Consider the following 13,827-nt stretch of genomic DNA (forward strand, 5'->3'; position numbering starts at 1 on the left):
GGCCCGGGACTACACATGACGGCACCGGGCGGCACGACACGTGGCCCGCCCGACCGACCGAAGGGAATCGTCATGCCCAACGACCTGTCCGCCGCTCCGGGAACCGTCAACAGGGGCGCCTTCGTCCGCCGTGGCCGCCGTCTGCTCGTGGCAGCCGCCCTGCTCGTGGGCACCGCGGTACCCACGCTGGCGGCGGCGGACACCGCCTCGGCCTCGGGGCTCTACGACTGCGGCTCCGGCGTCGACGCCGGCAGCGGCAACACCTGGGGATGGGGGGCCTGCTCGGGCCGCGGGACGTTCGCCCTCCGCCTGAACTGCACCTACGGACAGAACAGGACATCGTCGCCCGTCATCGTCAACGGCGGCCGGACGCGCACCGACGTCCAGTGCCCGCTGGGCACCACCATCCGCAACACGCAGATCAACATCCTCAACTGACCCCCGCCCGCGGGCCTGACCCGCGCCCCGCCGCCCGACGCCCGGTCGGTGACGCCGGTGCGCAAGGGGGCCCGCAGGCAACGCGGTTAAGCCCGCGTCCGTCGTCGAGCACCGATTCCGGCTGCCGGAAGCCCAGTTGACCGTCCATCAGGTATGTTGTGCGTAGGCCCCTCACGTGGCGCCACCTGACTGAACTCCCCCAGAGCCTGCCGGCAGCAAGGGTAGGTCGGCTCTGGCGGGTACGTGAGGGGTTCTCCGCGTGCGCGCGACAATCACGCCCCGGCCGCGCACCTCCCCGGCCGATCGCCCGCCGCGCGCCTCCCCGCCCGGTCGCCCACCGCGCGCGTCCCCCGGCCGATCGCCTCCGACGCGGACCCGTCGACCCGGCCGGTCCGGCTCCCCGGCGGGCTTCCCCGGCTCACGCCCAGCGCCCGGCACCCCCGCCGCGCGCCTCACCGTCGCCGCCACCGTCGTCACCCTTCCCGACGTCATCGTCACCGCCGCCGTCACCTTTCCCGGCGTCGCCATCGCCATCGACGTCTTCGCATGGTGCCCCCTCCCTTCCAGCGACGCAGCCGCAAAGACCCTCTTTCGCATTCGGCATCCACATCACGCAATCTCTATCCAGCCTGCGGGATCTCCGGTAAGTTTCCGCCGCAGCGGGGGCGGCACGGAGCCTCCGTTCGACGGGTCGCGGCGTGCTGGGTCGTGCGGAGGCATCGGTGGACGCCCGGTCGCTCCGGTGCGGGCCCGCGCCGCGTCGGTCCCGATCACGACGAAGGAGTCGCCTTGCATCCCCTTCCGTACCGCGCCCTGCTGGCCCCGGCCGCCGCGCTGACGGCCCTGCTCGCGCTCGTCCCGGCCGCTCCCCGGGCCCAGGCCGCCACCGTCACCCCGGCCTCGACCGCCGTCACCGCGGCCGCCGGCACCGTCGAGCAGATCCCCTACGCCATGGACTCCTCCAACCAGGCGGCCTGGTGGACGCCCGCCGCCACCTACAAGGGCCGGGGCCAGTACACCTACTTCGCGTTCAACGAGCCCGGCTCGACGGCGGCCACCCACCGTCCGGCCATCGCCCGCCGCGATCCCGACGGGGTGTGGAGCCGGCTGCCGCTGCTGACGAGCGACGGGCAGCAGGCGGAGTTCGCCGACGACAACGGCCACAACCAGCCGTCCGTCGCCCGGGACGGCAGCGGACGGCTGCACGTCTTCACCTCGATGCACGGCGACACCTGGCGCTACTTCCGCACCGACGCGCCCGGCGGCGCGGTCACCGACCACTCCGCGCAGATGCCGGACCAGGGCCAGGGCATCACCTACCCGGTGCTCACCACCGCGCCCAACGGCGACCTCTACCTCGCCGCCCGCATCGGCAACGGCAACGACCGGCGGCCCGGAAAGCTGTACCGCTGGAACAACGCGGCCTCGACCTGGAGCGTCGTCGCCACCTTCGCGTCGGCGCAGTACCGCTCCGTCTACCCGGACGACCTCGCGGTGGACGCGTCCGGGAAGGTGCACATCCTCTTCGAGTGGTCCAAGGCGCCGTCGTCCGCCTTCCGCCACAAGCTCTCCTACCTGCGGCTCGACCCGGCCACCGGGACCTTCACGGACAGCACGGGCGCCCCGCTCGCCACACCCGTCACCCCGGACACCGCCGACGTGATCCAGGACCTCACCAGCGGCGAGGAGTGGAGCTCGGACAACACCGGGTACACCGCCGCCGCGGTCCAGAGCGCCAAGCTCACCCTCGACGGGGACGTGCCCAAGGTCGCCTACCGCTACCGCTCCGCCGCGAGCGGCGCGGAGTTCCACGTGTACTACGGGTACCCGAGCGGGGGCGGCTGGCAGCGGCAGACCGTCTACTCCGGCGGCCAGACCACCGCCGCGATCGGCATCACCTGGGACGCCACCGACCTCAAGCGCGTCTACTACGTGAAGAGTTCGGGCACCGACCGGGTCTTCGCCGCCACCGAGACGAACGGTTCCTGGACCTCCGCCTCCCCCGTGCCCGGCCTGACCGCCGACCGGCTCGCGGTGCGCCGCGACAGCGACGGGAACGACGTCCTGTACCTCCCGGACACCAAGAGCGGCATCCTGTACTACGCCCGCCGCTGACCAGCACGTCCCGACCCGGCCGGGCGGACGGCGGACCGGAACCCACCGGAGCGCCCCGCACCGGCCGGACCCGCACCGAACGGCGGCCGCCCCTCCCGGGACGGCCGCCGCAGCAAGGAGAGACCGTGTCCCCCCGCCCCCTCGCCGCGGACGCCGGTGACCCCGCACCGCTCGTCCACGACTTCCCCTTCGACCCGACCCACGGCTACGACCTGCCGCGCCTGCTCGCGGTCCCGGCGCCGGACGGCCCCGCCGACTTCGCCGGCTTCTGGCGGGCCCGTCACGCGAGCGCGCTGCGCGTCGACCCCGAGCCCCGCGTCGGCCCCTGGACCACGGTGGACGGCGTGCGGGTCGCCGACGTCTCCTACACGTCCGCCGACGGCGTCCGGATCGGCGGGTGGCTGACCGTCCCGGCCGACGGGCCCGTCGTCCAGGGCTGCGTGGCGGCCCACGGGTACGGCGGCCGCTCGGCGCCCGACCCCTGGCAGAGCCCGCCCGGCACCGCGACCCTCTGGCCCTGCCTGCGCGGCCTCGGCACCCGGTCCGAGCTGCCCGGCGTCCCCCCGGCGTCGGCAGGGCACGTCCTGCACGGCATCGGCTCCCGCGACACGTACCTCATCGGCGGATGCGTGGCGGACGTCTGGTGCGCGGCCACCGCGCTGCGGCTGCTGGTGCCGGAGACCGGCGACCGGCTGACGTACCTGGGCACCAGCTTCGGCGGCGGCATCGGGGCCCTGGCCCTGCCCTGGGACGACCGCTTCGACGCCGCCGGGCTCACCGTGCCGACCTTCGGCAACCATCCGCTGCGGGTCACCCTCCGCTGCACCGGCAGCGGGGAGTCGGTGCGCGCGCGGTTCGCCGAGGACCCCTCGGTCCTCGACGTCCTCGCCTACTTCGACGCATCCACGGCCGCCCGGCACCTGCGCATCCCGGTCCATGTCGGCGCCGCCCTGTTCGACCCGTCGGTGCCCCCTCCGGGGCAGTTCGCGATCCACAACGCGCTGGCCGGGCCGCGCGAACTCCTCGTCCTGCGGGCGGGGCACTTCGAGCACCCGGGCGAGCGCGCCGAGACGGCGGCCCTGGAGGACGCCCAGCGGCGATTCCTGTCGGCCCGGGACCACGGGCGGACGCACCGCCCGGTGTGACCGCCTCCCGACCGGCGCGGCGGCCCGGGGGCGCCCGATCGCGGTACGGACCTGAATCCCGCGCGATAGGGTGATGCAGATTGTGCACGGTGTTTGCAGAGCAAGGAGGGCCATGGCCACGAGGGCTACCGACGCCGGGACCAACCAGAGCGTCGAGCGCGCGGTCTCGGTGCTGCGCGCACTCGACTCCGGCCGCCCCGAACTGCGCGTCTCGGACGTCGCCGAGCTGACCGGGCTGGGCTCCTCGACCACCTCGCGGCTGCTGTCCACCCTGGAACGCCTCGACATGGTGGAACGCGATCCGGTCAGCAACCTCTACCGGCTCAGCCTCGGTCTGCTCCCGCTGGCCGCCACCGCCGTCAACCGCCACCCCGTGCACCGGGCCGCCCGCATGGTCCTGCAGGACCTCGCGCACCGCACCGGGCTCGGGGCGAACGTGGCCGTGCGCCGGGGCGGCGAGCTGATGTTCCTGTGCAACTTCGAGGGCCCGCGCGCCCCCAAGTCCTACACGCAGAGCGGGCACACCGCCCCGCTGCACGCCACGAGCATCGGCAAGTGCCTGCTCTCCGGGCTCTCCCCGAAGGAGCGCCGCCGGGTGCTGGGCGCCGCCCTCGACGCGCACACCGAGTACACGACCACCAGCCACGACCTGCTCGACGAGGAGATCGACACCGTCCGGCGCACCGGGTACGCGGTGGAGGCGGAGGAGCGGGCCCTGGGCCGCGCCTCGCTGGCCGCGCCGGTGCGCGACGCGTCCGGGGAGATCGTCGCCGCCGTCTCCCTCTGGGGGCCGACCTCGGTGCTCGGCGACCGCGCCGACGCCGAGGGGAAGCGGCTCGCCCTGGTGCGCGAGGTCATCGAGGCCGCCGACGCGATCAGCCAGGCGCTCGGCGCGCTCTGACGCGCACGGCGAGGGGCCGGTGGCAGCGGTTCGGCTGCCACCGGCCCCTCGTCGTGGTTCCCGGTCCCTGCCCCTCGGATCAGGGTCTCCCCCGGCTCACGCCCCGCCGTATCGAATCAGGTCTCCCCCGGCTCACGCCCCGCCGTATCGGATCAGGGTCACCCCCGGCTCACGCCCCGGCGTACGCCTTGAACGCGATCACGTGTGCCCGGGGTGCGCCGTGGGTCGCGTCGACCACCAGCCGCAGTCCGTCGGTGCGCAGCGGGCCGCCGTCCGCGGAGGGCAGCGGGTGCACGCGGTGGCGGCGCCGGTTGTCCCGCACGGTGAGCGCGGTGTGCCAGATGCCGCCGGTGTCGCGCCACTGGATCCGGTAGTCGCGGACGAGTTCGGGCATGACCTCGTACGGCGTGCGGTGGCGGTGCAGGTTGTTGAGGTACTCGTCGACGTCGTCGTCGAACACCAGCCGCACCTCTGCGAGTTCGCGCTCGGTGTCCCAGTCGAGGCGCAGCCACTCGCGCTCGCCGTCCGGTGCGGAGGACCACATGTTCGGCCCGCCGTAGGGGCGTTGGTAGCCGCCGACGGCGCGCCCCGGGTGGAACGCGGCGGTGTCGGGGGCGGCGCGGAAGGCGAAGGTCTGCCGGCGCAGGCCGCGGGCCTGCCACTCCAGGACCAACTGGCCTTCCTCCTCCGGGATGTCGTGGTCGACGGCCGCGTCGCCCTCGGCCTTGCTGCGCAGGGCGAGGACCCCGTCGGTGCGTTCGGGCAGGAGGACCAGCGCCGTGTCCGGACAGGCGCGGACGATGACGATCGCGTTGCGGGGGGTGTCGGGGCGGTGGTCGAGGCGGGCGGTGACCCAGTGGGGGCCGCCGGGCGGCACGGTGACCGTGGTGGTGAGGAGTTTCTCGGCGGGGACGGCGTTCTCGGGCCGTCCCGTGCCCCACAGCTCCACGGTGAGGTCGCGGGCCCGGCCGTCCGGGGCGCCGTGGACGAGGAGGTCGACCGTGTCGAGCGCCGGGTCGACCGGCAGCAGCAGGGCGAGGTCGCGGGTGAGGGGGTACGGGGTGCCGGGCGCGTCCGGGGCGGGTTCGGCGGCCAGCCGGACGAGGCTGGAGGAGGCGCTGACGCGGGCGGCGCGGGCCAGGTCGTCGGGGTCCTCGTCGGCGACGCCGATCACCGAGGCGTCCTGGCGCAGCAGGGTGCGGCGCACCAGGTCCGGCCGCTCGGTGGCGAGTTGACGTGGTGTCAGGTTCTCGGTGACGCAGAGCGCGGCGGCGGTGCCCGCGGCCTCGCCGAGGGTGGCGCAGGTGGCCATCACCCGGGTGGCGCCGAAGGCGATGTGGGTGGCGGAGATGTTGCGTCCGGCGAAGAGCAGGTTGGTGACGTTGGCGGAGTAGAGCGAGCGCAGCGGGATGTGGAAGACGCCGTCGGCGTACCGCTGGCGGGCGCCGGGCTCGTCGGCGTACATGCCCTGGACGGGGTGGAGGTCGACGGACCAGCCGCCGAAGGCGACCCGGTCCTCGAACGGGCGCTGCTGGAGGATGTCCTGCTGGGTGAGGACGTGGTCGCCGAGGAAGCGGCGGTACTCGCGTTTGCCGGGGAGGCTGCCGACCCACTCCAGGGTGAGGTCGGCGGCGTCGGGGAACTGTCCGGAGTTCTTGATGTGGTCCCAGATCCCCATGATCACGGACTGGAGTTCGTCGCGGATGCGTTCGTTGTCGTGGACGGTGTCGAGTTCGCCGCCCCACTCGATCCACCAGTAGTCGCAGCCGTTGTCGCCGGTGCGCAGGATGCGGTTGCGCAGGATGGGGGTGGTCGACAGGTCCTTGGCGTGGGCGGGCGGCACGAACTTCACCGGGCGTCCGGTGTCCCTGGTGTGGAAGAGGATCGTCGAGCCGAGCAGCGCGCCGTCCGCCTCCGGCGGTGCCCAGGGCTCGTCGAACTCGCCCCGTGCCTCGCGGCCTATGCGGTGGCGGGCGCCGGCGAGGTGGCCGAGCAGGCCGTCGCCCGTGCAGTCGAGGAACTGGCGGGCGTGGAAGGTGATGCGGCGCTCGGAGCCCATCATCCAGCCGGTGCAGGAGCGCACCTCGCGGCGGTCGGCGGGGCCGTCGGCGTCGACCTCGCGCACGTCGGTGTTGAGGTAGAGGTCGATGCGGGGCTCGGCGCGGACGGCGTCGAGGACGACCTGGTCCCAGTAGTAGGGGTTGCCCTCGGGGTTGCGGTACTGGTTCTCGGTGTACAGCTCGCCCATGATCCCGGTCTCGCGGGCCCAGCGGTGGACGCCGTGCGCGGTGGCGCCGCAGACCCAGACGCGGATCTCGCTGCTGGCGTTGCCGCCCAGGACAGGCCGGTTGTTGACCAGGGCGACGCGGCGGCCGAGGCGGGCCGCCGCGATGGCCGCGCAGGTCCCCGCCAGTCCGCCGCCGATCACGGCGATGTCGTAATGGGCCTGTTCTTCCCGCACGGTGCGGCCTCCTCGGTGTGGCGCTCGGATGCTCCCCGGCTCGGCGGGGCGACCTCGAACGTACATCACATCCATATTGTGCAACCACTGTTCAGCCAGCGGGATTCGCTGTAAGTTCCGATGGCGGCCACGGACCTGGCCGCCGCGGGCCGACGTGCGCGACAGGTGCAGCTCGGGAGCGTGCGCCGACCCCGCCGGAACCGGCGATACCCCGACCAAAAGGGTTGCGTCGGCGCGCTTTATGGAGAACGATCCCGCATGCTGCAACTTGAATTCACGTAATCAGGGCCACGTTCCGGGACCGCTCCGGGGGACGACGTTCAGGGACGGCGTCCGCACAGGGGCCCGGCGCTCCCGCCACCTTCCGAGAGGACAGACGCATGAGTACGGCCGCACCACGCCAGAAGGAGCCCCCGCCCCGCAGGCGGACCGAGGGACGCCTCTCCAACGGTGCGTTCGCCGTGCTGCTGACCGCCCCCGGACTCGCGCTCTTCGCGGCGATCATCTTCTACCCGCTGCTCTCCGCGGTCTTCACCGGCTTCTTCAAGCAGGACCTGCGGCTGCCGGGACGGGAGTTCGTCGGCCTGGACAACTTCGCCTACTGGCTGGACGGCGACTTCCTCACGATCCTCAAGCAGACGCTGGTCTTCACCGTCGGCGCGACGCTCGTCCCCTTCGTGATCGGCTTCGCGCTCGCCCTCGCGCTGAACACCGGGCTCAGGGGCAGCGGGTTCCTGCGCGGGCTGTTCCTCTTCCCGTGGGTGATCCCGGGCGTGGTGGTCTCCTTCCTCTGGATGTGGATCTTCAACGCCAACTACGGGGTCCTCAACGGCGTCCTCGTGAAGTCCGGGCTCATCGACGAGTCGGTGGCGTGGCTCGGCCAGCCCGGCACCGCGATGCTCGCCGTCATCGTCACCAAGACGTGGGCCAGCTTCCCCTGGATGATGGTGATGCTCCTGGCGGGTCTGCAGACCGTGCCGAAGGAGCTGCACGAGGCGGCCTCGATGGACGGGGCGGGCGCCGTGCGGCGCTTCTTCGCCGTGACCTGGCCGCAGGTGCGGGGCGTCGCCTCGATCGTGCTGCTGCTGGAGTTCATCTGGAACTTCCAGCACTTCGACACCATCTACGTCCTCACCGGCGGCGGCCCGGCGGGCACCACCGAGACGTTTGCGACCGCCGTGTACCAGACCGCCTTCAACGGTTTCGACATCGGCCGGGCCACCGCGCTGGGCGGACTGTGGATGCTGCTGCTCCTGCTGCTCGTCGCCGCCTATCTCAGGATCACCGAGCGGAAGGGCGACGCCTGATGACCTCCACCACCTCCTCCCCGCTGCCCGCCGTCGAACGCCGGGAGCCGTCCGCCGCGCGGGCCGGGCGCTCCACCCGGCGCCGGGTCCGCAAGGACCTGCTGCGCTCGCGGATCGCCGCCTGGTCCGCGGTCGTCGTCATCGGGGCCTTCGGTCTGCTGCCGGTCTACTGGCTGCTCGCCACCGCGCTCAGCACCCCGGAGTCGGTCTTCCGGTTCCCGCCGAAGCTGATCCCCACCGACCTCACTCTGGCCAACTTCACCGCCCTGGCCGAGAACGACCAGCTGATCAAGTACATGATCAACTCGCTGATCGTGGCGTCGATCACGGCCGTGCTGAGCGTGGTCGTCGCCACGTACATGGGCTACTCGTTCTCCAAGTTCCGCTACCGCGGGCGGCGGTCGCTGATGCACCTGGTGCTGGCGTCGCAGATGTTCCCGCAGGCGCTCCTGCTGGTGACGCTGTACGCCGTGTTCTCCAGCTTCGGCATGCTGAACACGTACACCGCGCTGGTCCTGTCCTTCACCACGTTCACCATGCCGCTCTGCGTGTGGATGCTGAAGGGGATCTTCGACACCGTCCCGGACGCGCTGCTGGAGGCGGCGTCCATCGACGGGGCGTCCCGCTGGCGGACGCTGCACTCGATCGTGGCGCCGCTGGCCGCGCCGGGGATGATCGCCGCCGGGCTGTTCGCCTTCGTGCGCGGCTGGAACGACTTCATCTTCGCGCTGACCCTGGCCGACAAGGAGAAGCAGACCCTGCCGCCGGGCCTTGTCTCCACCTACATCGGCGAGTTCCAGACCGCCTGGCCGCAGCTGATGGCCGCCTCGCTCGTGGTGTCCGTGCCGGTGGTCGTCGCCTTCATGTTCCTGCAGCGCTACCTCGTCGGCGGCATGACCGCCGGTTCGGTCAAGAGCTGACCCCCGCGGCCGCGCCGCTCCCCCTTCCTCGTCCCTTCCCGGCGACTTCCCCATGGAGAGATCATGACCACCTCTGGCATCAGCCGGCGCGGCGCGCTGCGCATGTTCGGCATCGGCGCGCTCGGCGTGGCGGGCGCCGGTGTGCTGGGCGCCTGTGCGCCGTCCGGCGCCGGTTCCGCCTCCGGCGGCGGCGACACGAAGTCCAAGGACTTCGACTTCACCTCCTGGTCGCTCAACGAGGAGGCCGCCCGCCCCTCCATCGAGAAGATCATCAAGGCGTGGGAGAAGGCGGAGAACTCGACGATCCGCGCGGTCTCCTACCCGTACAACGAGTACCTGAGCCAGCTCACCCTGAAGCTCGGCGGCGGCGAGACGACCGGCGCCGTCCACCTCGACATCGCCTGGCTCGCCGCGATGGCGCAGATGGGCAAGCTGGCCGACCTCGGCTCGGTGGCCGGGTCGGGCGGCTACACGGACGTCGCGCTCAAGAGCGGCGTCTACGACGGCAAGCAGTACGGGCTGCCGTGGAACACCGGCTCGATCGGCGTCATCGCCAATGCCCACCTCCTTCAGAAGGCCGGGATCAAGAAGCACCCGGTCACCGTCGAGGAGTTCGAGGACGCGCTGCGGGAGCTGAAGGGCCTCGGCGGCGGGGTCGTCCCGTACGCGGCCGCCACCAAGGTCGCGCAGCTCAAGGACATCTTCCCGTGGATGCAGACCTTCGGCTGCACGCTGTTCGACGGCGGGAAGGTCACCATCGGCGACGACGCCTCGGTCGACGCCGTCACCTGGTACAAGAAGCTGCACGACCGCAAGCTGATCGCCGCCGACGTGGACCGCTTCGACGCCCGCGCCCTCTTCGGGCAGGGCAAGGCCGCCTTCTACGACGACGCGATCATCGGCAAGGGCGTGACCTCCGCCCAGTCCAAGGACACGACGCTGGCCGGGGCCATGCAGCCGATGGAGCGTCCGGTGCTCAAGGCCGGGGACACGCCGAGGGCGCTGCTGTGGGGCGGCGTGATCGCCATCGTGAAGGGCCGGGGGCAGGACGCGGCGACCGAGTTCGCGCTGCACACCACCACCGACCGGGACACCACCTCCGCGTACTTCGCGGCCCGCGCGCTGCCGCCGTCGACCACGGCGGGTCTGGCCGCCCCCGAGGTCGCCAAGGACACCTTCACCACGGAGTGGACCGAGAAGATCACCAGGACGGCGTCGGGCAGCCCGTTCTGGCAGTTCGCGCAGAGCGCCCAGATCGACGAGGCCGTCGCCAAGCAGGTCCAGGCCGTCCTGGTCGGCAGGGCGAAGCCGAAGGACGCCATGCGCAAGGCGGGCGAGGAGGTCTCCGCGCTCATCAAGCGCTGAGGCGGGACGTCACGGCCGGGGGCCCGGCGAGCGGATCGCGCTCGCCGGGCCCCCGCCGTTCTCCGCCGCCTCCCGGCTCCGGGCGCGGCCGGGGTCAGGGACTCCAGGCCTGTCGCTCCAGACTCCGGGGGTCGTCGACCTGGGTCCACTCGGCGTCGATGCGCATCGTGGTCCTGCGGTCGGTGTCGTAGGGGGCCCAGCCGGGGTCGCCGGTGGCGGCGAACCTGATCCACGTCCCGTGCACGCGCGCCGCGAGGTCGGCCGGGGGCTCGCCGGGGCCGAGCAGCGCGCGGGGGCCCGTCAGCCCGGGGCGGTCCGCGAGGTCGAAGACGAAAGGCAGGTCGACGGCGTGGGCGGCGCCCAACTGCCCGTTCAGGGACGGGGAGCGCCAGGCGAACGCGTAGGCGTAGGTGCCGGACCCGGGACGGGCGGCGTGGGCGCTCGCCAGGGCGCGGGTGCCCGCGCCGAACAGGGCGTCGCCCATGACGGCCGAGCGCAGTTCCCCGGGGGAGGCCCCGGGGCGTGACGCGCGGTAGGTCTCCACGAGCCGCGCCGGATCGGGGTGCGCGCGCGCCGCCGTCCCGTCGACGTCGGCGGCGGTCGAGGTGGCGTACCGGCCGAAGGGGACCAGGTAGAGGTTGCCCTCCTCGGTGGTGGTGCCGGCGAGCAGGTCGACGCCGTCGGCGAGCCCGGCGGCGACGGAGACGGCGGGCTGGGTGTCCAGGACCAGGCTGAACGGGCTGAGCCCGATCAGCGGGTCGCGGTGGGTCGCGGTCCGCAGGTCGATGCCCGCGAGCGCGGACGCGGCCTCGACCAGACGGGCGTCGGGGATCTCCGCGAAGGCGTCGGCGCGGGGCTCGACGCCCAGGGCCGCGGCCGCGGCGGCGGTGACGCGGGCGGCCTGCTCGGGGCTGAACGCGCCCAGGCCGCTGCCGCTCTGCACGATCGCCCTGCGCAGGAGGCCGGACGCCGCCGCGGTGGCGAGGACCCCGCCGACGACGGTGGCCCCGGCCGACTGGCCGAAGAGCGTCACGTTGTCCGGGTCGCCGCCGAAGAGGGCGATGTTCTCCCGCACCCAGCGCAGCGCGGCGACGACGTCGAGCAGACCGCGGTTGGCGGGGGCCCCGGGCAGGTCGAGGAAGCCCGCGACGCCGAGCCGGTAGTTCAGGGTGACGAGGACGGTGCCGTCCCGGGCGAAGGCGGAGCCGTCGTACAGCGCGGAGCGGTTCGATCCGGCGACGAAGCCGCCGCCGTGCACGAAGACCATGACCGGCAGACCGGCGCGGGCGGCGTCGGGTGTCCACACGTCGACGGTGAGGTAGTCCTCTCCTTGGCACCAGCCGGGTCCGAAGTAGGGGGCCATGTCGACGCTGCCGAGCCCGCGCGCGGACTGCGGGGCCGTGGGCCCGGGGACGGTGGCGTCCCGCACGCCGTCCCAGCGCGCGTGCGGGCGGGGCGGGGCGAAGCGGGCGGCGCCCACGGGCGGCGCGGCGTAGGGGATGTTCAGGAAGACGGCGGTGCCGTCCTCCCGGCGCAGACCGCGCACGGCTCCGCGCGCGGTGGTCACGACGGGTTCGGGGTGGTGGTTCATCGCAGACGCCTCTCCGCGGGCCTCAGCCCTGCTCGGTGTACGGGGTGAACGGCGCCCAGCCCTTGACGGCGAAGGCGCTCCCCTCGCGCACCACCTCGGCGGCGCCGTGTCCGCCCAGGTGTGCGGGGATCACCAGCGCGGTGTGGTCGGCCGCCCAGCCCAGCACCCGGCGGCGGGTGGCGCGGGCCCCGGCGGGGTCCTCGCAGAAGCAGCTGTTGGTGTCCGGCTCCAGGATCTGCACCGGGCTGTGCAGCAGGTCGCCGACGAAGACCGCGCTGTCCGTGCCGGAGGTCAGGGTCAGCACGGAGGAGCCGGGGGTGTGTCCGGGAGCGGGGTCGAGGCGGAGGTTCGCGTCGATGCGGTGGCCCTTCTCCCACAACCGGGTCAGACCGGCGCGGTGCACCGGGGCCACGCTGTCCTCGAAGACGTTCTGGTTGCCCCGGCCGAGCAGCGGCCGGTGGCCGTTCTCGGGGTTCCAGAAGTCGAAGTCGTCTTTGGGCATCAGATAGGTGGCGTTGGGGAAGGTCGGCACCCATTCCCGCCCGTCCAGGCGGGTGTTCCAGCCGACGTGGTCGATGTGGAGGTGGGTGTTGATCACGATGTCCACGTCCTCCGGCCTGACCCCGGCACGCGCCAGGTTGGCCAGGAAGTCCGTCTCCAGGCGGCTCCAGACCGGGGCGTAGGGGCGCTCCTTGTGGTTGCCGACGCCGGTGTCGACCAGGATCGTCCGCCCCTCGCTGCGCAGCAGCCAGGTCTGGATCGCCGAGTTCACGATGCCGGTGGCGGAGTCCAGGAAGTCCGGGACGAGCCAGTCGGCGCCGTCCTCCCAGACGTCCGCCGGGCTCTGCGGGAAGAAGGCGGCGGGCGTCATGTCGACGGAGCCGTAGTACTCGCGGATCCGGGTGACGGAGACGTCGCCGAGAACGATCTGTTCCATGGTGCTTCCTTGCGGTTCGGGTGCTGTGCGCGGGGGCGGTCCGGACGGGGCGTCCGGTGCCGTGTCAGTTCCGGTGCTCCTCGGCGAGCCACTGGGCGAGCGCGACCAGGGTGGTCTCGGCGCTGGCGGCCATGTGGCGCCTCAGCGCGTCCAGTTCGGCGCGGGTGGTGCCGAGCACGGGATCGAGGCGGAGCAGTCGCCAGGACTGTCCGACGACGGTGCCGCCGCCCTGCGGGGTGAGGGTCCACTCCCAGTGGACGATGCCGTCCCGCGCGCCCCCGACGACGAACCCGAAGGCCGTCCCGGGGTCGGCGCGGACGATCTCGGAGCGGCTGGTCCACTCCCTGCCGTCCCTGCGGTTGCGGCCGCTGAACCAGGCGCCGACCCGGGGTCCGGCCTCCGGGTCGAACGCGACGTCGTCGGCGTCCGGGCTCCAGCGGCCGATCGAGGACACGTCGCTGACCAGCTCGTAGACGCGGGCGGGCGAGGCGTCGACCCAGGCGCGCCGGGTGAAGGCGAAGTCGGCCGCGCGCGGGGGCCCGGCGGGGTCGTGCGGGGTGGTGGCGGTCGGCTCGTGCGCGGTGGCGGCGCCCGGCTCATGCGCGGTGGTGGCGGTCGGCTCGTGCGCGGTGGCGGCGCCGGGCTCG

The 13,827-nt window shown here is 73.1% G+C and carries 11 protein-coding genes and 1 other RNA gene; 8 read left to right on the forward strand and 4 right to left on the reverse strand.

Annotated features, from left to right (window positions below; genetic code table 11):
* Positions 1–72: 72 nt before the first annotated feature.
* The 5 genes from GA0115242_RS36070 (at position 73) to GA0115242_RS36090 (ending at position 4,599) form a co-directional block, all read left to right on the forward strand.
* Entirely contained in the window at positions 73–438 is a 366-nt protein-coding gene (locus GA0115242_RS36070; protein ID WP_093835873.1) for a hypothetical protein, read from the forward strand.
* A gap of 162 nt (positions 439–600) precedes the next feature.
* Positions 601–697: signal recognition particle sRNA small type (ffs, locus tag GA0115242_RS36075), an RNA gene on the forward strand.
* A gap of 530 nt (positions 698–1,227) precedes the next feature.
* Positions 1,228–2,553 carry a BNR-4 repeat-containing protein gene (locus tag GA0115242_RS36080; protein ID WP_093835874.1) on the forward strand — a complete coding sequence of 442 codons (1,326 nt, stop codon included), beginning with the start codon at positions 1,228–1,230 and terminating at the stop codon, positions 2,551–2,553.
* Between the two features lie 125 nt (positions 2,554–2,678).
* Positions 2,679–3,698: an acetylxylan esterase gene (locus GA0115242_RS36085; RefSeq protein WP_093835875.1), complete on the forward strand. Its 1,020-nt coding sequence runs from the start codon at positions 2,679–2,681 to the stop codon at positions 3,696–3,698.
* Between the two features lie 112 nt (positions 3,699–3,810).
* Positions 3,811–4,599: an IclR family transcriptional regulator gene (locus GA0115242_RS36090; protein ID WP_093835876.1), complete on the forward strand. Its 789-nt coding sequence runs from the start codon at positions 3,811–3,813 to the stop codon at positions 4,597–4,599.
* Positions 4,600–4,768: 169 nt separating this feature from the next.
* Here GA0115242_RS36090 and GA0115242_RS36095 read toward each other — a convergent pair whose 3' ends face one another.
* Positions 4,769–7,060 (reverse strand): FAD-dependent oxidoreductase, encoded by a 2,292-nt coding sequence (locus GA0115242_RS36095; RefSeq protein WP_093835877.1) that lies wholly within the window; start codon positions 7,058–7,060, stop codon positions 4,769–4,771.
* A gap of 380 nt (positions 7,061–7,440) precedes the next feature.
* On the opposite strand from GA0115242_RS36095, the gene GA0115242_RS36100 reads away from it, so the two are divergent.
* The 3 genes from GA0115242_RS36100 (at position 7,441) to GA0115242_RS36110 (ending at position 10,652) form a co-directional block, all read left to right on the forward strand.
* Complete coding sequence (locus GA0115242_RS36100; protein ID WP_093835878.1) at positions 7,441–8,367, forward strand: carbohydrate ABC transporter permease; 927 nt, start codon at positions 7,441–7,443, stop codon at positions 8,365–8,367.
* Positions 8,367–9,287, forward strand: coding sequence for a carbohydrate ABC transporter permease (locus GA0115242_RS36105; protein ID WP_093835879.1), 921 nt, complete (start codon positions 8,367–8,369; stop codon positions 9,285–9,287). Before GA0115242_RS36100 ends, GA0115242_RS36105 begins: the two co-directional genes overlap by 1 nt.
* 63 nt (positions 9,288–9,350) lie before the next feature.
* Positions 9,351–10,652: a sugar ABC transporter substrate-binding protein gene (locus tag GA0115242_RS36110; RefSeq protein WP_093835880.1), complete on the forward strand. Its 1,302-nt coding sequence runs from the start codon at positions 9,351–9,353 to the stop codon at positions 10,650–10,652.
* Positions 10,653–10,746: 94 nt separating this feature from the next.
* Here GA0115242_RS36110 and GA0115242_RS36115 read toward each other — a convergent pair whose 3' ends face one another.
* The 3 genes from GA0115242_RS36115 to GA0115242_RS36125 form a co-directional block, all read right to left on the reverse strand.
* A complete protein-coding gene (locus tag GA0115242_RS36115; protein ID WP_093835881.1) occupies positions 10,747–12,243 on the reverse strand; it encodes a carboxylesterase/lipase family protein in 1,497 nt (498 codons plus the stop codon).
* Between the two features lie 22 nt (positions 12,244–12,265).
* Positions 12,266–13,180 carry an MBL fold metallo-hydrolase gene (locus GA0115242_RS36120; RefSeq protein WP_093835882.1) on the reverse strand — a complete coding sequence of 305 codons (915 nt, stop codon included), beginning with the start codon at positions 13,178–13,180 and terminating at the stop codon, positions 12,266–12,268.
* 64 nt (positions 13,181–13,244) lie between these two features.
* Positions 13,245–13,827, reverse strand: a 583-nt coding sequence (locus GA0115242_RS36125; protein WP_093835883.1) for an SRPBCC family protein, incomplete at its 5' end; no start/stop codon positions are given.

The organism is Streptomyces sp. SolWspMP-5a-2 (assembly GCF_900091845.1).
Lineage (GTDB): Bacteria > Actinomycetota > Actinomycetes > Streptomycetales > Streptomycetaceae > Streptomyces > Streptomyces doudnae.